This window comes from Amycolatopsis sp. NPDC049253, assembly GCF_040678995.1.
Lineage (GTDB): Bacteria > Actinomycetota > Actinomycetes > Mycobacteriales > Pseudonocardiaceae > Amycolatopsis.
The window spans coordinates 169,033-189,699 of the sequence record NZ_JBFAQX010000008.1 but is presented as its reverse complement, the minus strand read 5'-3'; the positions used below and the strand labels follow the sequence as shown (position 1 = coordinate 189,699).

Annotated in this window: 16 protein-coding genes; 7 read left to right on the top strand and 9 right to left on the bottom strand. The window is 70.8% G+C overall.

All coding sequences use genetic code 11. The features are described 5' to 3' along the window. Nucleotides 1-6 precede the first annotated feature (6 nt). Entirely contained in the window at nucleotides 7-231 is a 225-nt protein-coding gene (locus AB0K15_RS20530) for a hypothetical protein (protein ID WP_364052463.1), read from the bottom strand. A 368-nt stretch (nucleotides 232-599) separates the two neighbouring features. Here AB0K15_RS20530 and mgrA point away from each other — a divergent pair, with 368 nt between their 5' ends. After that, entirely contained in the window at nucleotides 600-1,628 is a 1,029-nt protein-coding gene (gene mgrA / locus AB0K15_RS20525) for an L-glyceraldehyde 3-phosphate reductase (RefSeq protein WP_364052460.1), read from the top strand. A gap of 64 nt (nucleotides 1,629-1,692) precedes the next feature. Here the strand turns inward: mgrA and AB0K15_RS20520 are convergent, their stop codons facing one another. The 3 genes from AB0K15_RS20520 to AB0K15_RS20510 form a co-directional block, all read right to left on the bottom strand. Beyond that, complete coding sequence (locus AB0K15_RS20520) at nucleotides 1,693-2,937, bottom strand: helix-turn-helix domain-containing protein (protein ID WP_364052457.1); 1,245 nt, start codon at nucleotides 2,935-2,937, stop codon at nucleotides 1,693-1,695. 181 nt (nucleotides 2,938-3,118) lie between these two features. Further along, a complete protein-coding gene (locus tag AB0K15_RS20515; RefSeq protein WP_360603922.1) occupies nucleotides 3,119-3,574 on the bottom strand; it encodes a (2Fe-2S)-binding protein in 456 nt (151 codons plus the stop codon). Nucleotides 3,575-3,602: 28 nt separating this feature from the next. After that, on the bottom strand, nucleotides 3,603-5,864 hold the full coding sequence (locus AB0K15_RS20510; protein WP_364052453.1) for a molybdopterin cofactor-binding domain-containing protein: 2,262 nt from the start codon (nucleotides 5,862-5,864) through the stop codon (nucleotides 3,603-3,605). 510 nt (nucleotides 5,865-6,374) lie between these two features. Between AB0K15_RS20510 and AB0K15_RS20505 the strand changes: the two genes are divergently transcribed. The 4 genes from AB0K15_RS20505 to AB0K15_RS20490 all read left to right on the top strand — a co-directional run bounded on the left by AB0K15_RS20505 (nucleotide 6,375) and on the right by AB0K15_RS20490 (nucleotide 11,093). Beyond that, nucleotides 6,375-7,523 carry an ROK family protein gene (locus tag AB0K15_RS20505; RefSeq protein WP_364052450.1) on the top strand — a complete coding sequence of 383 codons (1,149 nt, stop codon included), beginning with the start codon at nucleotides 6,375-6,377 and terminating at the stop codon, nucleotides 7,521-7,523. Nucleotides 7,524-7,604: 81 nt separating this feature from the next. Next, entirely contained in the window at nucleotides 7,605-7,973 is a 369-nt protein-coding gene (locus AB0K15_RS20500) for a metalloregulator ArsR/SmtB family transcription factor (protein WP_364052932.1), read from the top strand. Between the two features lie 10 nt (nucleotides 7,974-7,983). Next, a complete protein-coding gene (locus AB0K15_RS20495; protein ID WP_364052447.1) occupies nucleotides 7,984-8,715 on the top strand; it encodes a beta-phosphoglucomutase family hydrolase in 732 nt (243 codons plus the stop codon). Beyond that, on the top strand, nucleotides 8,712-11,093 hold the full coding sequence (locus AB0K15_RS20490; protein ID WP_364052444.1) for a glycosyl hydrolase family 65 protein: 2,382 nt from the start codon (nucleotides 8,712-8,714) through the stop codon (nucleotides 11,091-11,093). The genes AB0K15_RS20495 and AB0K15_RS20490 overlap by 4 nt, the downstream gene beginning before the upstream one ends. Before the next feature lie 502 nt (nucleotides 11,094-11,595). On the opposite strand, the gene AB0K15_RS20485 is transcribed toward AB0K15_RS20490, so the two are convergent. From AB0K15_RS20485 to AB0K15_RS20475, 3 genes are all read right to left on the bottom strand, one after another. Then, nucleotides 11,596-12,558, bottom strand: coding sequence for an exopolyphosphatase (locus AB0K15_RS20485; protein ID WP_364052441.1), 963 nt, complete (start codon nucleotides 12,556-12,558; stop codon nucleotides 11,596-11,598). 211 nt (nucleotides 12,559-12,769) lie between these two features. After that, on the bottom strand, nucleotides 12,770-13,810 hold the full coding sequence (locus AB0K15_RS20480) for an LLM class F420-dependent oxidoreductase (protein ID WP_364052438.1): 1,041 nt from the start codon (nucleotides 13,808-13,810) through the stop codon (nucleotides 12,770-12,772). A 185-nt stretch (nucleotides 13,811-13,995) separates the two neighbouring features. After that, nucleotides 13,996-15,159 carry an ROK family protein gene (locus AB0K15_RS20475; RefSeq protein WP_364052435.1) on the bottom strand — a complete coding sequence of 388 codons (1,164 nt, stop codon included), beginning with the start codon at nucleotides 15,157-15,159 and terminating at the stop codon, nucleotides 13,996-13,998. A gap of 140 nt (nucleotides 15,160-15,299) precedes the next feature. Here AB0K15_RS20475 and AB0K15_RS20470 point away from each other — a divergent pair, with 140 nt between their 5' ends. Further along, a complete protein-coding gene (locus tag AB0K15_RS20470; RefSeq protein WP_364052432.1) occupies nucleotides 15,300-16,610 on the top strand; it encodes a glycosyl hydrolase family 8 in 1,311 nt (436 codons plus the stop codon). 299 nt (nucleotides 16,611-16,909) lie between these two features. Here AB0K15_RS20470 and AB0K15_RS20465 read toward each other — a convergent pair whose 3' ends face one another. Next, nucleotides 16,910-17,503 (bottom strand): TetR/AcrR family transcriptional regulator, encoded by a 594-nt coding sequence (locus AB0K15_RS20465; protein ID WP_364052429.1) that lies wholly within the window; start codon nucleotides 17,501-17,503, stop codon nucleotides 16,910-16,912. Between the two features lie 293 nt (nucleotides 17,504-17,796). Here AB0K15_RS20465 and AB0K15_RS20460 point away from each other — a divergent pair, with 293 nt between their 5' ends. Beyond that, a complete protein-coding gene (locus tag AB0K15_RS20460) occupies nucleotides 17,797-19,068 on the top strand; it encodes an MFS transporter (protein WP_364052426.1) in 1,272 nt (423 codons plus the stop codon). 118 nt (nucleotides 19,069-19,186) lie between these two features. Here the strand turns inward: AB0K15_RS20460 and AB0K15_RS20455 are convergent, their stop codons facing one another. Further along, a complete protein-coding gene (locus AB0K15_RS20455) occupies nucleotides 19,187-20,647 on the bottom strand; it encodes a phospholipase D-like domain-containing protein (RefSeq protein ID WP_364052423.1) in 1,461 nt (486 codons plus the stop codon). Between the last annotated feature and the right edge of the window lie 20 nt (nucleotides 20,648-20,667).

Sequence of the window (20,667 nt, the reverse complement as noted above, 5' to 3'; positions counted from 1 at the left end):
CGGGCTTCAGTCCGTCTCCACGATCCGCGCGAGGGTGCGGTTGAGCTCCGCCACGGTCTCCTCGCCCAGCCGCTGCGCGAGTTTCCGCTCGAGTTCGCGGATCGCGGCGAACGCGACGTCCAGCGCCTCGACGCCTCGGTCGGTGGAGAGGATCAGCTTCGCGCCGGTCGGCCGGGTCCGGTACGCGCCGCGGGTAGCCGAGCCGCTCCAGGTCGTCGAGCAGCTCCCCACAGCTGCCGCCCACGAGCTGGGACGAGCCCTCGCTCTGCACCGGGTGGCGGGTCCGCGACGTGGTGGCCTCGGCACGGTCGTTTCGGAGCTGGTCCGCACCCGTGGCGGACTCGATCGGGTGCTGCGCGACTCCGCGATCCGCCGCACCGACCGCCCACCCGGCGGGCTCGTCGCCGCCCTGCGCGGCACCGTCGGGTCTCGCAAGAGCCCTATCGGCACCGGACCGCCCGACCGGCTGCTCGACGTCGTGGCCACGGCCAGGACATCGCGTCCCGCCGGCTCGCCGGCCTGCGACGGGTCGCGAGCGACGCGGACTGGTCGGGCGGCGAGGGAGCCGAGCCGCTCGTCGCGAGCTAGCATCTGGCCACGTGACCTACGTTGCGGCGACCAGCCGATACGACTCGATCCCCTACCGGCGCTGCGGGCGCAGCGGACTCAAGCTGCCCGCCATCTCCCTGGGCCTGTGGCACAACTTCGGCCACGACCGGCCGCTGCAGGTCCAGCGCGACATCCTGCGCCGCGCCTTCGACCTGGGCATCACGCATTTCGACCTGGCCAACAACTACGGCCCGCCCTACGGCTCGGCCGAGTCCAACTTCGGCCAGATCCTCGCCACGGACTTCAAGCCCTACCGCGACGAGCTGGTGATCTCGACCAAGGCCGGCTACGACATGTGGCCGGGCCCGTACGGCGACTGGGCCTCGCGCAAGTACCTGCTGGCCTCGCTCGACCAGTCGCTGGGCCGCATGGGCCTGGACTACGTCGACATCTTCTACTCCCACCGCTTCGACCCCGAGACGCCGCTGGAGGAGACCGTCGGCGCGCTCGACGCGGCCGTGCGCGCGGGCAAGGCGCTCTACGTCGGCATCTCCTCGTACAACTCCGAGCGCACCGCCGAGGCCGCGCGCCTGCTGCGCGAGCTGGGCACGCCGTTGCTGATCCACCAGCCCTCGTACTCCATGTTCAACCGGTGGACCGAGGACGACCGCCTGCTCGACACGCTCGAAGAGGCCGGTGCCGGCTGCATCGCGTTCTCGCCGCTCGCCCAGGGCCTGCTCACCGACCGCTACCTCGGCGGTGTGCCGGCGGACTCGCGCGCGGCGCAGGGCAAGTCCCTCGACCCGGACACGATCACCGAGAACCGGCTCGCGAAGATCCGCGCCCTCGGCGAAATCGCCGCGCGCCGCGGCCAGTCGCTGGCGCAGCTCGCGCTGGCCTGGGCCCTGCGCGACCCGCGCATGACGTCGCTGGTGATCGGCGCGAGCAGCGTCAAGCAGCTCGAGGACAACGTCGCCGCACTGGACAACCTCGAGTTCACCGCCGAGGAGCTGGCCGAGATCGACCGGTACGCGACAGAGTCGGACATCAACCTCTGGAAGCAGTCCAGCGACGCCTGACGCCTGCCGCGGTGGCCGGTGGCGTTCGCGTCACCGGCCACTGTGGACGGCCGGGTCGGGGAGCTCAGCCCGCGCGCGTCGGCCGCGGTGCCGGCAGGTGCGAGGTGTCCGGGAACAGGTGCAGCGCGCGCAGCGCCGCGCCCAGCTCCGCGATGTCCGCCGGGTCGGTGAGCGAGCGGCCGAGCTCGTCGGTGATGCGGCGCAGGCGGTGGCGGATCGTGTTGGGGTGGCAGAACATCCGTTCCGACGTGAGCTTCGTGGAGCCCTGGCAGTCGAACCACGCGCGCAGCGTCAGCAGCAGCACGTTGCGGTCGTCGCCGGGCAGGTCGAGGATCGGGCGCAGCACGTGGTGCGCGAGCTGCACCGACGCCTCGGGCGCGCTGGCGACGAGGCCCGCGAGCGGGGACTCCGTGAACTGCACCAGGCCCGTCGAGCCGGGCGCCATGCTGGACAGCGCGACGCGCGCGAGGTGCAGCGCCCGGGAAGTGTTGCCCAGCCCCGAGAACACCGGGCTCATGCCGACGCGGCCCACCGGGGCTTCGCGCAGCAGGTCGATGGTGACCTTGCACGCCGACGGGTCGCGCAGCGACACCACACCCACCTGCAGGTCCGGTGTGAGCCGCCACGCCGAGGCGTGCTGGGCTTCGCGCAGGCGCTGCTCGATCTTCGGCAGCGGTTCGTGCCCGAGCCGGGGGGTTTCGGCCGCGACGACCACGAAACTGCCGTCCACGGTCAGCTCCAGCACGCGGGCAATGTCCCAGAGCGTGCCCTCGGTCGCGGCGCCGCCGGCGAACAATGCCTCAACCAGGGCGGAACGCCGGTTCTGGTGCGCCACCACGACTTCGGCGGCGGTGTCCCGATAGGACGAAGTCAGTGCCTCGGCGTAGTCGTCGACCAGCGCCCACACCGCGGACGTCGCGGCGACGAGCCCGGCGAGGTCCTGGTGATCTCCGCGCGCGGTCAGCAGCACGAACCGGTGCCACACCTCGGTGAGCCCGATCCGGTACGCACGCAGGACTTCCGGCAGCGGCGCACCCTGCAGCGCTCGTGCCCGGCCGGTGGCGCGCGCCTGAGACAGGTCCGGCACGTCCTCGCCGCGCAGCGTGCGCATCACGTAGTCGAGGTTGGCGCGCACGGACTTGCGCAGCTCGGCGTGCGTGACGAACCGCTGGTCGCGGTAGACCGGCATCTGCTCGAGGATTTGGTGCGTGGTCGTTTCGATCAGCTCGGGCATGGCGGTTTCGACCTCGGCGGCCAGCACCGAGACCACGGGGGCGAGCCCATCGCGCAGAACTGTCTGGTAATGCATCAACGCCCTCCAGGCCGGGGCGAAGGGCGCTCGCGCGCCCCTCGCCCGTGACCGTACGGGGACTCGCCGTTGAGCCCTCGGGAAGGTCATCTAACACGACACCCGCCCACTCGACCGGGTGAACTTGTGACACTTGCCGCGAATGCGGAGGAATTCGTGTAGAACTTCCGCATTCGCGGGGTCACATCTTCGCGGCGGCCGCCTTGATCGCCTCGCGGATGCGGAAGTACGAACCGCAGCGGCACACGTTCTCGATCGCGTCGATGTCGGCGTCGGTGGGGTTCTTGGTCTTCTTCAGCAGCGCGACGGCGGCCATGATCTGGCCCGGCTGGCAGTAGCCGCACTGCGCGACGTCCTGCTCCAGCCACGCCTCCTGCACCGGGTGCAGGGTGTCGCCGTCCGCCAGGCCCTCGATCGTGGTGACCTCGCGGCCCTCGCACTCGGAGACCGGGACCACGCACGGGTTCACCGCCTCGCCGTCGAGGTGGCTGGTGCAGGCCTTGCAGACGTTGATGCCGCAGCCGTACTTGAGGCCGCGCACCTTCAGCTTGTCGCGCAGCGCCCACAGCAGCGGCAGATCGGCGGGTGCGTCGACGGTGACGGTCTTCCCGTTCACCACGAAGGTGTAGTTGGGCATGCGAGAACTCCTTGGTGTGGTGGGGAGATCAGCGGGGGAACGGGTCGAAGTCGACCGGGAAGTTGATCGGGAAGCTGCGCGGCTTGATCCCCGTGGCGCGCGCGTACGCGTTGGCGATCGCCCCCACCGGCGCGGGGAGGCCCAGCTCGCCCGCACCGCCGATTTCGCTGCCGTTGGCCGGCATCACGAACACGTTCACGTCCGTCGGCGCGTTCTTCTGCCGCGAGTAGTGGAACTGCGAGTAGCTGCCTTCGAGCGGGAGCCCGTTGTCGATGTGCAGGCCCGCGGTGAGGGTGGTCGAGATGGCGTCAGTGAGGCCACCGAGCATCTGCGACTGGATACCGCGGGGGTTCACCGGCTTGCCGACGTCCACCGCGATCGTCGCCTTGGTCACGCGCGGGTTCTTCGGGTCGCGCGCGTCCAGCTCCACCAGGCAGGCGGTGTAGGACTTGTACTCGCCGTGCACCGCGATGCCCTGGGCGAAGCCCTTCGGCATCTTCTTGCCCCACTCGCCGAGCTCGGCGACCTTGTCCAGCACCGCCTTCTGGCGCGGCTCCTTGATGAACTCGCGGCGGAAGGCCAGCGGGTCCTTGCCGAGCTTGGCGGCGATCTCGTCGACCATGATCTCCTCGGCGCCGCGGGTGTTCGCGGAATACACCGAGCGCCACGCCGAGGTGTGGAACTTGAGCGGCACCTCGTTGAGCAGCTGCGTGGTGACGCCGAAGTTGTAGGGCGACTTCACCGTCAGCAGGAACACCGTCTGCGCGAAGCTCAGGTTGCCGCCCACGGGCAGCTTCGCGGCGAACGCGGTGAGGATCTCGCCGAGGCCGTGGCCCCAGTCGGTCTCGACGCTGGCCACGCGGTGCTCGAACGTGAGCACCTGGCCGAGCGCGAACGTCGCGCGGATCTTGTGGTGGCTCGCCGCGCGGGCACGGCCGTGGCGCATGTCGTCGATCCGGCTCCACATGAGCCGGACGGGCTTCTTCATGGCCTTGGAGATGTGCGCGGCTTCCAGCGCGGCGTCGAAGAACAGCCGGCGGCCGAACGAGCCGCCGCCCTGCTGGACGTGCACGGTGACCTTGTTCTCCGGCAGCCCCAGCTCCTGCGCGATCGTCTGCTTCGCGACGATCGGCGACTTCAGGCCGGCCCAGATGGTGGCGCTGTCCTCACGGACGTCGGCGACCGCGGAGTTCGACTCCATCGGCGCGTGGCTGACGAACGCGAAGTCGAACTCGCCGTCCACGTACTGCGTCAGCAGCGGCGGCACCACGAACGGCAGCGCCGCGGCCTGCAGCTTCTTCGTGATGGACGCGTTGTTCTCGCCGTCGACGGTGCCCGCGTTCCACGTGACGTCGAGGGCGTTCTTGCCGTCGAGCGCCTGGCCGAAGGTCTCGGCCATCACGGCGACGCCGGTCTGCACGACGGCGATGTCGATGATGCCGGGCATCGCGCGCACGGCGGCCTCGTTGTTGACCTTCTTCACCGTGCCGTTGATCGTCGGCGGGCGCCGCACCATCACCGGCATCGCGCCGGGGATGTCGAGGTCGAGCGTGTATACCTGCTTGCCGGTGACCATGGCGAGCGCGTCCTTGCGCGACGTCGGGGTGCCGACCAGCGTGTGGTCCGACTCGGCCTTCGGCTTCACGGCCGCGGTGGGCAGGTCCGCGCGGGCGGCCGGACCGGCAAGCACACCGTAGGAGGCCTTGCGCCCGTCCGGCGAGCGCACGAGACCGTCGCGGGTGGACAGGCGCGCCGCCGGGACGTTCCACTGCGAGCTCGCGGCGGACACCATCCGGGCGCGGGCCGTGGCGGCGGCGGTGCGGATCGGGTCGTACAGCGACCGCATGGTGTTGGAGCCGCCGGTGAGCTGGTTGAACAGCAGCTCCGGGCGCGCGTCGGCCAGCACCACGTCGACCTTGTCGAGCGGCAGGTCCATCTCTTCGGCGACGAGCATCGCGCTGGCCGTGTTGATACCCTGGCCCACCTCGGCGCGGGGCAGCTGCAGGCGCACGCGGCCGTCGGTGGTCACCTCGAGCACGAGCATGCCCGACGTCGGCGCGCACGAGAGCGTGAGCACGTCGCCGAGGTCGAGGATCTCCGCGGGCTGCGGCAGCGTGGGCACCACGGCCTCGGCCTTGTCCGGCACGAGAGTGTCGAACGACAGCTTCGTCGCGACGGTCAGCGTCGGCGCGGCGACGAGATACGTCAGGAAGCGGCGGCGGCCGACGCGGCCGTCGTCGTCCGGCGCGGCGTCGCCCTGTGGTCCGGGGCTGGTGGTGGGACTGGCCATCGGGAATCCCTTCGGGGCACTCGCGCCGGTGCGGACGGCGCGCCGGGCGAGCGCCGCTGCGACGGTGCAGCCCGGGTGGTGGGGTGTGACGCGGTGGTGGAACCGGACGTCTGGCGCGCCACGCTAAGGACGTGACAGAAACGACGCAACGCGCGGTAGTCGTGTCGACTGATGTCTGTGACGAGGTAACAGCCGACCGCCTTCGAATGTGCGTCGTGACACATTCACCGCTGGTCGGATCGGCGGTTCGCAGGGGTGCCGACGGGTGAGCGCGCGCTGCGCCGGATGGCCGCTCGGGCACTCGCCGGGCTTCGGCTCCGCGCGCCCTGCGCCGGGATGGCGCGGACAACCCGTATCGTCGTCTGGACGCTCTGCCGCTGGTCACCGAACGGGTGAAAAGAAGGTTTCCTGCCGAAGCCGGTTACCTTGGCAAGGGTGACATCGGCACGAGTAGGAAGCGGGCGGCACGTGGTGGGCGCGGGGACTCCGCCGGTCGGCACGCCGGCCGGGATGCGCAGGATCAACCAGCGGGCGGTGCTCGACCTGCTGCGCCGCGGCGGGCCGGCCACGCGGCCGCAGGTCGCGAAGGACACCGGGCTGTCCAAGCCGACGGTGAGCCAGGCGCTGCTGGCGCTGGAGGCCGCGGGTCTCGCGCGGGCGACCGGGCACACGTCCACCGGCACCGGCCGTTCCGCCGTGCTCTACGAAGCCGACCCCACCGCGGGGTACGTGCTGGGTGTCGACATCGGGCGCGAGCACATCCGCGTCGCCGTGTCGGACCTGGGCCGCACGGTGGTCGCCCGCCGCGACGCCCGCAACACGGCCCGCTCCGGCAGCGCGCTGGTCGCCGCCGTGGGCCGGCTGGCGCGCGAGATCGTGGCCGAGGCCGGGCTGACCGACGCCGACATCGTGGTGCGCGTGCTGGGCTCCCCCGGCGTCGCGGACCCGGCGAAGCGCTGCTTCCGGCACGCGCCGAACCTGCCGGGCTGGGGCAAACCCGGCCTGCTCGACGACCTGGAGGCCGCGTTGGGCGGCCGCCTGGTCGTGGAGAACGACGCCAACCTCACCGCCGTCGGCGAGTGGGAAAGCGGCGCCGCCCGCGGCGCGTCCGTGGTCGGCTGCCTCATGATCGGCACCGGCGTCGGCATGGGCCTCATGGTCGACGGCCGCGTCTTCCGCGGCGCGACGGGCGCCGCCGGCGAGATCGGCTACCTCCCCTACGGCCGCACGCAGTCCGGCGGCGAGGTCCCGGCCCGCGGCCACCTCGAAGAGGCCACCGCCGCCCAGTCCGTGGTCCGCGGCGCGCGCGAACTCGGCCTGGGCACGGCGAAATCGGCCCGCGAGGTCTTCCGCCTGGCCCGCGAGGGCGACGAACTGGCCCAGCGCGCCGTCCGGACGGAAGCCGACCGCCTCGCCTACACGGTCGCCTCCGTGGCCGCCGTGGTGGACCCCGAGCTCATCGTCCTGGGCGGCGGCATCGGCACCGCCGCCGACCTCCTGCTGGACCCCATCGACCGCGCCCTGCGCTCCTTCACACCCCTCCTGCCCACCGTCGTCCAAGGCGAACTGGGCGACGACGGCGTACTGACGGGAGCGATGAGCGTCGGGCTGAGGGCCGCGGAGGGGCTGGTGTTCGAACGACGGGTCGGGGCGGCCTGAGCCAGAACGTCCGAATCACCCGATCCCGGCAGCCGCATTGGTCCCCGCGCTCGCCGGGTGGAATCATCGGCCCCTGTGAGCATCGAGCCCGACCGGCGTCTGATCGACCCGGAGCGCGTGGCCGCCGCTGTCGCCGGACTCGGGGACAGGGCGGTCATCGACGAGTGGGCGGGGCGGTTCGCCGTGGTGGCCGATCCGTCGCGGCTGGCGTTGCTGGTGTCGATCCACTACGCGCGCGAGATCAGCGTCACCGACCTCGCGGCGGCCACGGGCATGACGGACACCGCCGTGTCGCAGGCGCTGCGGCTGTTGCGGGCCCACGGTTTGGTGACCGCGCACCGGGACGGGCGCGTGGTGCGGTACCGGCTGGCGGACGCGACGGTGCACGAGCTGATCCACCGCGTGCGCCCGCACGACACGGGTGCCGCGGAAGCGGATCCGGACCGGTAGGTTTGCACGCATGATCGGACTGCCGGACACCATCACCGCCTGTCTGTTCGACCTCGACGGCGTGCTGACCGGAACGGCCGTGCTCCACCGTGAAGCGTGGAAACGGACGTTCGACGAGTTTCTCCGCGGCCGGGACGGCGACTCGTTCCGGGAGTTCACCGACCACGACTACGCGGCGTTCGTCGACGGCCGCCCGCGCGCCGACGGTGTGCGCGAGTTCCTGCGCTCCCGCGACATCCGGCTGCCCGAAGGCAAGCCCGACGACAGCGTGAACGAGCCGACCGTGAACGGCGTCGGCAACCGCAAGAACGAGCTCGTCCTCAAGATCATCGACGAACGCGGCGTGAACCCCTACCCCGGCTCGGTGCGCTACCTCGAAGCGGCCAAGGCGGCCGGCCTGCGCATCGCCGTGGTGACGTCGTCGGCCAACGGCGCGAAGGTGCTCGACGCCGCGGACCTGACGAAGTTCGTGGAGGCCCGGATCGACGGCCTGGTCATCCGGCGCGACAACCTCAAGGGCAAGCCCGCCCCCGATTCCTTCCTCGCCGGCGCGAAGGCGCTCGGTGTCGAGCCCGCGCACGCGGCCGTGTTCGAGGACGCGCTCTCGGGCGTGCAGGCCGGGCACGCCGGCCACTTCGGTTGCGTGGTGGGCGTGAACCGCGCCGACCAGGCCGACGAACTGCGATCCCACGGCGCCGACGTCGTGGTCGACGACCTCGCCGAACTTCTGGAGAAGGCATGACCGAAACGCCGTTCGGCTACGAGTGCTCGCCGTGGGAGCTGCGCTGGCGCGGCCTCGACGTCGACGCGCTGCAGCGCACGGAGTCGGCGTTCGCGCTGTCGAACGGCCACCTCGGCCTGCGCGGCACGCTGGAGGAGGCCGAGCCCCGCGGGCTGCCCGGCACGTACCTCAACGGCTTCTACGAGCAGCACGAACTGCCCTACGCCGAAGGCGGCTACGGCTACCCCGAGGAGGGGCAGACCGTGGTCAACGTGACCGACGGGAAGATCCTCCGGCTGCTGGTGGAGGACGAGCCGCTCGACATGCGCTACGGCATCGCGCCGGAACACGACCGCGTGCTCGACTTCCGCCGCGGCACCCTGTCCCGCTCCACCGAGTGGTCCTCCCCCACCGGCCGCCGCGTGCGGGTGAAAACCGAGCGGCTCGTGTCGTTCACCCAGCGCGCGATCGCGGCGATCCGCTACGAGGTGGAACCGCTCGACGAGGACCTGCAGCTGGTCGTCCAGTCGGATCTGCTGGCCAACGAGCCCATCGAGTCCGACGCCCGTGACCCGCGCGTGGCCGCCGCTCTCGACACGCCGCTGGTTTCGCAGTTCAACCGCGCCGCGAACTACCAGGCCGTGCTCGTGCACCAGACGCGCAACTCCGGCCTGCGCATGGCCGCCGCGATGGACCACAAGATCGAGGTCGACGACGGCATCCGCACCCGCATCCACAGCGAGGAAGACCTCGCGCGGCTCACGGTCGCCGTCGACGTCCCGAAGGGCGGGCGGCTGCGGATCACGAAGTTCCTCGCCTACGGCTGGTCCGCGCAGCGGTCCGTGCCCGCCTTGCGCGCGCAGGTCGAGGCCGCGCTCGCCGGTGCGCGGCAGACGGGGTGGAAGGGGCTGATCAGCGAGCAGCGCCAGTACCTCGACGATTTCTGGGCCACGTCGGACATCGAGATCGACGGCGACCCCGAGCTTCAGCAGGCCGTGCGCTTCGCGCTGTTCCACCTGCTGCAGGCCGGGGCCCGCGGCGAGACGCGCGCGATCGCCGGCAAGGGCCTCACCGGCCCCGGCTACGACGGGCACGCGTTCTGGGACACCGAGACGTTCGTGCTGCCCGTGCTCACCTACACCATCCCCGACGCGGCGCGCGACGCCCTTCGCTGGCGGCACTCCACAATGGACAAAGCAAAGGAACGCGCGAAGCAGCTGGGCCTGCGCGGCGCGGCTTTCCCGTGGCGGTCCATCAACGGCGCCGAGTGCTCGGCGTACTGGCCCGCGGGCACGGCGGCGTTCCACGTGAGCGCCGACATCGCCGACGCCGTGCAGCGTTACCTCAACGCCACCGAGGACGAGGACTTCGAACGCGGCTGCGGCGCCGAGCTGCTCGTGGAAACGGCGCGGCTGTGGGCTTCGCTGGGCCACTACGACCGGCACGGGCACTTCCGCATCGACGGGGTGACCGGCCCGGACGAGTACTCGGCGGTGGCGGACAACAACGTCTACACGAACCTGATGGCGCGCCGGAACCTGATCTCGGCCGCGCAGGTGTGCGAGAAGTACCCCGACGTCGTGCAGCAGTTCGAAGTGGACATCACGGAGATCGACAGCTGGCGCTCCGCGGCCGAGGCGATGTTCCTGCCGTACAACCAGGAACTCGGCGTGCACCCGCAGTCGGAGGGCTTCCTGGAGCACGACGAGTGGGACTACAAGGGCACCGACCCGGCGTTCTACCCGCTGCTGCTGAACTACCCGTACTTCGACCTGTATCGCAAGCAGGTCGTGAAGCAGGCCGACCTCGTGCTGGCGCTGCACCTGTGCGGCGACTCGTTCAGCCCCGAGGAGAAGGCCCGCGACTTCGCCTACTACGAGGCCCGCACGGTGCGCGACTCGTCGCTCTCGGCCGGCACGCAGGCCGTGATCGCGGCCGAGGTGGGCCACCTGGACCTCGCGTACGACTACCTGGCCGAGGCCGCCCTGACCGACCTGCACGACGTGCACAACAACGTCCGCAACGGCCTGCACATGGCCTCGCTCGCCGGCGCCTGGCAGGGCACCGTCGCGGGCTTCGGCGGCCTGCGCGACCACGGCGGGCAGCTCTCGTTCGCCCCGCGCCTGCCCCGTGACCTCGGCGGCATCACCTTCCGCCTGGCCTTCCGCGGCACGCGCTTCCAGGTCGCCATCCGTCCCGGCGAGGCCACCTACCACGTCCTCGATGGCGAGCCCCTGGAACTCGTCCACCACGGCGAGCGCTTCACGGTCACCACGGACCCCCTGACGCTGCCCATCGCGGACGTCGACCCGGGCACCCCGCCAGTCCAGCCCTACGGCCGCGCCCCCCAACGCCGCGACGCCTCAAAGGTCCGCCAGTTCGTGTCCCCGGAAGCCTGAGCCCACGGGCCTCACGGACGCGCAGGTGTCCGCGAGGCCCGACTCCGACCACGCGACTGCGCCCGCGCCCACCCCACAGACCGCCGGCCGGCAACCTCAACTCACCAGCGCACCCAGCCCTGGCCCTGCACCTCGATCCCCGCCTTCTCCGCGGTCCGGACCGCGTGTCAAGGCACGCTTTCCCGCCTTGACTCGCGGTCCGGACCGTGGCGACACTCAAAGATCGGGGTGCCGTCCACCCCACGCGCAACGTTGCGCGCCAGCGCAACGAGCGCACCCACTCTCAAGCGTCCTCAGCGTCCCCAGTACCCGGCGGCGACTCCACATCCTTCGTCTCACCCGGCGTCAAATCCGGCCCCGGCACCGACGGCACCTCCGAACGCACCCGGCTGGGATCAGGCAGCGTCAAGTCGTCTTCGTCGTCCTCAGCCCGATCCCGCGGAAACAGCTCACGTGTCATACGTCCGGGATACCCCGTTCCACCCTGGCCGCACCAGAGGTGTCACGCGGCCGGACGCGAACCCGTGCTGTCCGGGGTCGTGGCGAGCGCGTCGAGCAGGGTGAGCAGGAGGCCGTCGCGGGTGGACCACGGGCAGATGGCCATGCGGCCGCCCGTGATGGTGAGCAGGGCTTCGGCCACGACGGCGCCGCCGAGGGCCTGCTGGGCGCGCTGGCGCGAGATGCCGGGCAGCTCGGCGCGTTTCGCCGACGGCATGGCGGCCAGGCGCGGGATCCAGACGCGCAGGTCGTCGAGGTGCAGCTCGCGGGTCTTGCCGGGGCGCGCGCCCGCGAGGCGGGCCAGCTGGCGCAGCACCTTCGAGCAGCCGACCACGTGGTGGTCGGCGAGGTGCTCCGTCACGTCGCCCAGCGCGCCCGACACCTCTGCCAGCACGTGCTCGCTCAGCGCGCGGACCTTCTTCGTGCGCACCGGCGGCTCGGCCGGCAGCCAGTCGCGCGTGACCGAGCGGGCACCCAGCGGCAGCGAACGGGCGAAGTCGGCCTGAGAGCCGGCGCCGGCGGACAGCTCCACGGTGCCGCCGCCGATGTCGAGCACCAGCAGCGGGCCCGCCGACGCGCCGTACCAGCGCCGGGCGCCCACATAAGTCAGCTCGGCCTCGCGCCGGCCGGAGAGGAACTGCAGCTCCACACCCGTGTCGCGACGGACGCGGCGCACCACCTCGGTGGCGTTGGCCGCGTCGCGGATCGAAGACGTCGCCAGGGGGAACACGTCGCGCACGCCGTGTTCCCTCGCTACGGCCACGCCGTCGGCCACCGCCGCGGAGATGGCGGCGATCCCTCGCGGGCTCAGCCGGCAGTCGTCGTCGAGCTCACGGTCGAGGCGCAGCCGTGTCTGGTGGGTCAAGGCGGGCTCGAGCGGCGTACCCCCGGGCTCGAGCACGACGAGGCGGGCGCTGAACGAACCCACGTCCAGCACTCCCGCAGCCGGCCCCGCTATTTTGCGCACAGTCAGGCCTACCTCGCTTTCGCTTCGCCGTCGTGTTCCCCCGGAAGACCGTTCCTACACCCGATGTGACCCGCCGGACGCGGATTTACGGTTTTCCCACCACAGCCACTGGGCCCGAGGTGCGACTTCTTCACACCTTCCTATTACGACATGATAAACCGAACGCCTGAGCGAGCCTGGTCCGTCCCGCTCACCGGCGCGTCGCCGCAGGTCAGGTGATGATCTCCGCCAGCTTCGCCACGGCGTCGACCCGAGCCTCGCGACCGGGCTGCAGTGGACTGACCACCAGCGTGGTCACCCCCGCTTCCTTGAACGCCGCCACCCGTTCCTCGACGTACGACGCGGGGCCCACGAGCGAGATCGCGCGCAGCAATTCCAGCGGCACCGCGGCCGCGGCTTCGTCCTTCTTGCCGTCCAGGTAGAGGTCCTGGATCTCCTTCGCCTCGGCCTCGAAGCCGTAGCGCTGGGCCAGGGTGTTGTAGAAGTTCTTGCCGCGCGCGCCCATCCCGCCGATGTAGAGGGCCAGGTGCGGCCGGATCCGGTCGAGCAGGTGCTCCACGTCGTCGCCGATCGCGAGCGCCGGGCCCGCGAACACGTCCAGCTCACCCAGCGCCGGGTCGCGCTTGGCCTTGCCCTCGGCCAGCGCCTCGCCCCACACGTCGTTCGCCTTCTCCGGGTGGAAGAAGATCGGCTCCCAGCCCTCGGCCAGCTCCGCGGTCAGCGCGACGTTCTTCGGGCCCAGCGCCGCCAGCAGGATCGGGATCCGCTCGCGCACCGGGTGGTTGATCAGCTTCAGCGGTTTGCCCAGCCCCGTGCCCTGCTCCGGCGGCAGCGGGATGGTGTAGTGCTTGCCCTCGTGGACCACGCGCTCGCGCCGCCACACCTGCCGGCAGATCTCCACGATCTCGCGCGTGCGGGCCAGCGGCGCGTCGTACTTCACACCGTGGAAGCCCTCGATCACCTGCGGGCCCGACGCGCCCAGCCCCAGCGTGAACCGGCCACCGGACACGAAGTCCAGGCCCGCCGCCGTCATCGCCGTGAGACTCGGCGTGCGCGTGTAGATCTGGAAGATCCCCGACGCCAGCTGCACCCGCTCGGTCTTCGCCGCGAGGTACCCCAGCTGGCTCACCGCGTCGAAGCTGTAGGCCTCCGGGACGAAGGCGATGTCGAGCCCGACCTTCTCCAGCTCGACGATGTCCGCCACGCTGTCGGCGAACCCGCCGGAGTAGTTGATGCCCGTCCCGATCCTCATCGTGCTCCTTCGTTTCCCGCGGCCCGGCGCACCGGCCTGGCTAAGCGCGCGCTAAGTGGAGGTTACCGGGGAGGCATCCCCCGGTACCGGGCCCGACCGACAGCCCGATCCGGCGCCGGAGGTACCGGTCTCCGCGACGTCGAGCCCGGGCTCCGCGCCCTGCGGCCCGAATCGCCGCGCGGTGGTCAGCCGAGGTCGGCGAACTGGTTCGCCGTGATCACCGCGCCGAGCGCTTCGGCGCCGGTGCCGAGTGCGCCCGGGACGAGCTCCGGCGTCCGGTTGGTGACGGGCGAAACGTTGCGCGCCAGCGTCTCCCTGATTCCGGTGAGCAGGGGCTCGCCGGTCTGCGCGAGGGTGCCGCCGACGACGACCAGTTTCGGGTTGAGCACGGTGCAGACGGGGGCCAGCGCGGTGCCGACGGCCCGGCCCGCGTCGCCGAGCAGGCGCCGCACGCCGGGATCTCCTTGGTGCGCCAGGGAGATCAGATCGGCGAAGCTGCAGGTGGGGCCGTGACTGTGGGCGAGCGTGGTGGCGAGCGCGCGAGCCCCGACGACGGTCTCCAGGCAGCCCCGGCTGCCGCATCGGCAGATCTGCCCGTCCGGGACCACCGTGACGTGCCCGAGCTCGCCCGCGGCACCGGCGTCGCCCTCGTAGAGCCGGCCCTGCAGGACGAGACCGGCGCCGACCCCCTCGGACAGCATCACATAGACGAAGTTGTCCGCGGCCGCCGCCGCGCCGAGGCGCCATTCGGCGAGCGCGCCGAGGTCGGCGTCGTTGCGGACGTGCACGGGCAGGCCCATGCGCTTCCCGAGCCGCGCCGCGATGTCGACCTCGCCCCAATCGCTCAGCATCGGCGGTGAGCTGAGGGTCTGCGAATGCAGCAGCACCGGAGCCGAGACCGCCACCCCGACGCCCAGCAGCTCCCGGTGCGGGATCTCGAGGTCCGCGACGAGGTCGAGCGCCGTGGAAGCCACGTACTCGAGCGTGTCGGCCGGCTGGTGTTCGACGTCGATGTCGTGGGTGTGCTCGGCGCGCACGGTGCCGTCCACGCCGGCGAGCAGGATCCGGACCCCCGCGTGAGCCAGGTGGATGCCGATCAGCGCGCCCAGCGCCGGGTTGAGGGCGAGCGCCGCGGCCGGGCGCCCGCCGGCCACGCCCGCGGCGGGGACTCGCTGGGCCAGCTCGACCAGGACACCGTCCGTGATCAGGTCAGCGACAAGGCCGGAGACGGTGGCCGCCGAGAGACCGGTCATGCGCGCGATCTCCAGCCGGGTCGTCGGGCGCCCGAATCGTGCCGCGGCGAGCACTGCGCGCCGATTGCGCATTTGTCGCGATTCCACCCCGGTCACGTTAGCAAGGTTAGCCCCATAATTGAAATAACCTCCCCCATTTCTGGCGAGGGTTGGCCATTGACTCGCTCTATCTCGGCCTCTTAAGTTGACGACGGCCCCGCGGCCACCGTGCCCGCCCTGACACGAGGAGGTGTCGTGTGCGCAAGACGACGAAACTCAGCACGCTGATTCTCGCGACCGCTGCTTTGTTGTCCTCCGTATCCGCGACCGCATTCGCCGCACCATTTCCCGCCCACAATCCGCCCGGAAATCTGCACGCCGGGCCGTATCCCGACGCGTTCGCCCGCGCCGGCTACTCGAAGAGACAGGTCGACGCCAAGGTGAACACCACTTGGCAACAGCTCTTCCACGGCAACCCGGGCACCGACGCGAACCGCTACGACGGCCAGACGCTGTACTACCAGCTCGCGCCGGACTTGGCCTACGTCGAGGACATCGGCAACCAGGACGTACGCACCGAGGGCATGGGTTACGCCATGATGATCGCGGTGCAACTGGGCCACAAGCAGGAGTTCGACGCGCTGTGGAACTTCGCGAAGACGAAGATGCAGATCCAGAGCGGACCCGAGCAGTACTACTTCGCCTGGCACACCGACACCACCGGGAAGATCATCGACACCGGCGTGGCGCCCGACGGGGACCAGTGGATCGCCGCGGCGCTCGACTTCGCGTCGGGCCGGTGGGGCGACGGGCGCGGGACTTACGACTACGGGCAGCAGGCGGAGCAGATCCTCCACGCGATGTGGCACGAGTCCGACCACGGCGGCGTCGACATGTTCGACCGCAAGTCCTCCCTGCCGACGTTCTCGCCGCCGTTCGCGGTCGACTACACCGATCCCTCCTACAGCCTCACCGGGTTCTACAAGGTGTTCGCCGCGGCCGACCCGTCGGATCGCGAGCTGTGGGACAAGGCCTACACCGCGGGCGAAACGCTGCTGCAGAAGGCGGCGAACCCGGCGACCGGCCTGGCCCCGGACTACGCCCACTTCGACGGCACGCCGTACCTGCGGCCGACCGAGACGGCCACCGACAATGCCTACGACCACAACTTCCAGGAAGACGCGTGGCGCGCCATCGCCAACGCCAACGTCGACGCTTCCTGGTACGGCGTCAAACCGTGGGAGACGCAGTACTCCAACACGCTGGAGCACTTCTTCCAGGGCCAGGGCGTCAGCACTTATGTCAGCCGCTACCACCTCGACGGCACCCCGCTGACCTCCGGCCAGAACACCTACGAACCCGCGCACGCCGAGGGGCTCGTGGCGATGAACTCGACCTCCGCGATCTCGGCCACCGATCCGGGCAAGAACGCCTTTGTCCGGGATTTCTGGAACACGCCGATCCCGACCGGGCGGGCCCGTTATTACGACGGAATGCTCTACCTGCTCGGCCTGCTTTACGACAGCGGCCAGTTCAAGATCTGGGCACCGCACGGTAACCACCACTGAGCGACAAACCGGGCGATAAGGCGAAATCAAGGCGGGAGAGCCGGAATCCTCTCCCGCCCTGGTTCGTTTTCACCGCATCGGAGTCCTGTCACTACCGAGCCGCTCATTGCCTCCTGGGGCGAAGGCTGAGCCTTCGGCCGACAGGGCACGGCTGATCGGCACCACACAGAGCCAGAGCCTCGATCGTCAGGAGGCTCCCTGCCCGCATCCCCGAAATCAGGGATGCATCGGCAGTTCTCTCCCCTGAGCGCGCGCTTGGCCCAGCGGGCCACGACCCGCCCGGCCGCCGCTCCCACGGATCACGGCTCCGCGGGCCGGCAGCCGACGATCCGCAACGCGAAGCTGCCGTAGAGCGCCGCCACTTCGGCCGCGGTGTAGTGGCCGTCCGGGTGGAACCACGCCTTCGCGTTGTTGCCCATCTCCAGGATCGCGAACGAGGCGACCCGCGGCTCGGGCACGTCGAACCGGCCTTGCGCGCAGCCGCGGTCGACGATGGCGAGGATCTGCGCGCCGTAGGCGTCACGCTTGTCGATGATGGCCTGGCGCAGCGGTGTCTCCAGGTTGCGGATCTCGCTGTTGCAGACCGTGACCTCGGCGGGGTTCTCGAGGAAGTCCAGCACCGTCACCTCGGTGGCGCGCCGCAGCTGGTCCGCCAGGTCGGTCACGCCGTCGAGGGCGGTGGCGAGTGCGGCCAGGGCGCGGTCCATCGCCACGTCCATGATCCGGTAGAGAAGATCCTGCTTCGACGTGACGTGGTTGTAGAGGTTCGGCGCGGAGACCGCCAAGACCTGCGCGATGTCCTTCATCGAGGTGCCGCGGTAGCCCCGGCTCGCGAAGAGATCGCGAGCGGCTTCGTGCACGGCCTGCGGCGAGACGGCCGTTGACTTGGTCACAGCTCCAGACTATCGTCCCTTTCCACCCATTAATGAACGTTAATTAACTGTCGATCGGCCGACTCCGGCCGATCGATTTCGCGAACGGCCGACTCCAGCCACAGCCACGCGGCCGCCCTCGCTCCTGGATGCCAATGCAGTCATCGGGTTCGGACGGCGCTGCCCGCCGTCCCCAAAACGACGAGGAGAGGTACATGGCGAGTGAGCTGACGCCGGACCGGTCACGGAGCACATCGAGATCCGCGACCGCGGAGGGCGCGCCCGGAGGGCCGTCGCCCCAAGCTCGTCCACCGATGCGGCGGGTCGCCCTGTCGGTGCTGATCGGCACGACCATCGAGTGGTACGACTTCCAGCTCTACGGGATCGCCGCAGCCCTGGTCATCGCACCGCTGTACTTCCCCTCCGCGGACCCGCTCGCGGGCTCGTTGCTCGCGTTCTCCACCTTCGCGATCGGGTTCGGCGCCCGGCCGATCGGCGGGATCATCCTCGGCCACTTCGGCGACCGCATCGGCCGCAAGAAGATGCTGGTCCTGTCACTGACCATGATGGGGTTCGCGACCTTCCTCATGGGCGTGCTGCCGACGTACGCGCAAGTGGGCGTGTGGGCGCCGATCCTCATGGTGCTCTTGCGCCTGGTGCAGGGCTTCGGAGTCGGTGGCGAGTGGGGCGGCGCCGTGCTCACGGCCGTGGAATACGCCTCGCCCCGCAAGCGCGGCCTCTACGGCAGCCTCCCCCAGATCGGCGTCCCGGCCGGGCTGGTGCTGTCCACCCTGGTTTTCCTGCTGGTTTCGCAACTGCCCGAGCAGCAGTTCCTGGCGTGGGGCTGGCGGATTCCGTTCCTCATCAGCATCGTGCTGGTGGCCGTGGGGCTCGTGGTTCGGCTGCAGCTGCGCGAGACGCCCGTGTTCGAGAAGGTCCGTGAACGCAAGGAAGCGCAGCGCGCGCCGCTGATCACCGCGATCCGCGCGTACCCCACCCAGATCCTGCTCGCCATCGGATCGATGATCAGCACCGGCGCCTACTACTACATCGTCAACACCTACGCCCTGAGCTACGCCGCCTCGGCGAAATCGATGGACCGGGCTTCCTTGCTCACCGCCATCATGGTCTCCGGCGTGGTCGCGTGCGCGGCGCTGCCGTACTTCGGCTCGATGAGCGAACGGTTCGGCAGGCGCCGCATGATCCTGATCGGCCTCGCCGCGATGGCGGTGTGGATCTACCCGACGATCCTCGCGGTCGCGAGCGGCAACTTCGCCGCCGTGCTGGGGGCTTACCTCGTGGGCGCGATCTTCTTCAGCATCAGCTACGGACCGCAGGCCACCTTCATCGTGGAGATGTTCGACGCCCGGGTCCGGTTCAGCGCCGCGTCGACCAGTTTCCAGCTCGGTGTCCTGCTGGGCGGCGCGCTCGCGCCGATCATCGCGGCTTCACTGGTGCGGGCCACCGGCTCGGTCGTCTCGGTGGCCGTCTACGTGTGCCTGGTGTCGTTGCTGTCGCTCGGCTGCGTGCTGGGTGTCAGCCGGGCGGCGCTGGCCCGAGGGAGTGCCGACCTCGACTCCGTGTGATCACTTCCATCCCCGATCACCACGGAGTTCCGGCGGCACGGATCCGCCGGCGCACCCCGAGGGACCGTGCCCACCACGGCCCCTCGGGGTGCTCCTGGCCGGACACCACGGAGCCTCCTCAGCCGTCCACGAGGAGGCCCCGCAACGGGCCCTGCAGCCGGCCGGCGCGGCGGGAGACACCGGGGAGCAACACGAGCCGGTGGGTGCGGCGCTCACCCCGGCGTTCCCGCTCGGCTTGGTCCTCCGCGAGCGGCCGCCACAGGTGGTCGATCACGTCCGCGGGATCGGTGTCCAGTTCCGCGGCGGGGCGGCCCAGGTGCTCGGACCACAGGCGCAGCCTGGTGGCGCGGACCAAGGCGCGGTCGTCGGTCGTGATGTTGACTTCCGTGTCGTTGAAGAGCGAGTGCTCGTTGAGGTTCGCGGATCCCACGGTCAGCCACTCGTCGTCCACGATGCCGAGTTTCGCGTGGACGTACACGGGGGCGGCGGACTCCCCGTCGTGCGCGCTGATCGTCGTCGCGAGGAGGCGGTGGTTGCCGTCATCCGCGTCGATGAGCCTGCCCAGCTGGCCGCGGGTGGTGTCGGCGCCGTTGCTGGGCTTGCGCGGCAGCACCAGCACCAGCACCACGCGGAAGCGCTCGTCGGGCGGGTCGCGCAGCTTGGCGAGGAGCACCTCGATGATTTCGGGCGACCACAGGAACTGGTTCTCCACGTAGACCAGCCGCCGCGCCGACCGCAGGGCACGGAGGTAGCTGTCGAGGATCGTGAACTCGCCCCGCGGCGCGAACGCGTAGGTGTGGTCGGGCACCGTCCGCAGCAGTTGCACGTCGCTGTCGCCCGCGGGCCGCGGCACCTCAGGCCGCGGCAGGTCTTCGCCCGCCACTTCGGTCCACCGCTGCCGGAAGTGCTCCGCGACGTCCGCGACGACCGGCCCTTCGAGCCGGGCCGCCAGATCGTGCCAGCCGATCGGCCGCGGCGGGTGGTCCGGGCTGTCGTGCCGATCGCCCTCCAGCGCGGTGAAATCCACACCGCCGACGAACGCCACCGCGTCGTCGACCACCACCAGTTTCTCGTGGTGGCAATGCATGGTCCGCTCACGGGAGTCCAGCACGCAGCGCACACCCGTACCCTCGGAGAACTTCCGCTGCTCCTTCCGCGCCAGGCCCCGCGTCGGCTGGAACGCCGGGAGCGGCGGGCCCGCCCACAGCAACACGCGTACGCCGACGCCGCGTCCCGCGGTCTCGGCGAGCAGCTCCCGCAGCGTGGGCGCGCCGGGTTCGCGCGTGAGCCGGAAGTCCGCACTCGCGTGCCAGCCGGCGATGTGCACGTGGGACCGGGCCCGCCGGATGGCGTTCTCGATCACCGGCAGGGACTCCTCGCCGTCGATCAGCACTTCGACCCTGTTGTGCCGGCGGATCGGCGCCCGGCCGCCGAACCGGTCTTGCGTCCCGGCCGGTTCGAGCACGCTGCCCCAGCCGAGCCCGCGCAGCCGCCGCCGGTGGTGGGCGCACAGGACGCGCTCGAGCCCGTCGCCCAGCCGCTCGTCCGACTTGTCCAGGAAGGAGCGAAGTGCCTTCACCCGTCCCATGTCACTACAGA

Excerpts from the sequence above, each read along its gene's own strand:
- AB0K15_RS20520 (WP_364052457.1), bottom strand. The coding sequence starts at position 2,937 with ATGCATTACCAGACAGTTCTGCGCGATGGGCTCGCCCCCGTGGTCTCG.
- AB0K15_RS20515 (WP_360603922.1), bottom strand. The coding sequence starts at position 3,574 with ATGCCCAACTACACCTTCGTGGTGAACGGGAAGACCGTCACCGTCGAC.
- AB0K15_RS20510 (WP_364052453.1), bottom strand. The coding sequence starts at position 5,864 with ATGGCCAGTCCCACCACCAGCCCCGGACCACAGGGCGACGCCGCGCCG.
- AB0K15_RS20505 (WP_364052450.1), top strand. The coding sequence starts at position 6,375 with ATGCGCAGGATCAACCAGCGGGCGGTGCTCGACCTGCTGCGCCGCGGC.
- AB0K15_RS20495 (WP_364052447.1), top strand. The coding sequence starts at position 7,984 with ATGATCGGACTGCCGGACACCATCACCGCCTGTCTGTTCGACCTCGAC.
- AB0K15_RS20490 (WP_364052444.1), top strand. The coding sequence starts at position 8,712 with ATGACCGAAACGCCGTTCGGCTACGAGTGCTCGCCGTGGGAGCTGCGC.
- AB0K15_RS20480 (WP_364052438.1), bottom strand. The coding sequence starts at position 13,810 with ATGAGGATCGGGACGGGCATCAACTACTCCGGCGGGTTCGCCGACAGC.
- AB0K15_RS20460 (WP_364052426.1), top strand. The coding sequence starts at position 17,797 with ATGCGGCGGGTCGCCCTGTCGGTGCTGATCGGCACGACCATCGAGTGG.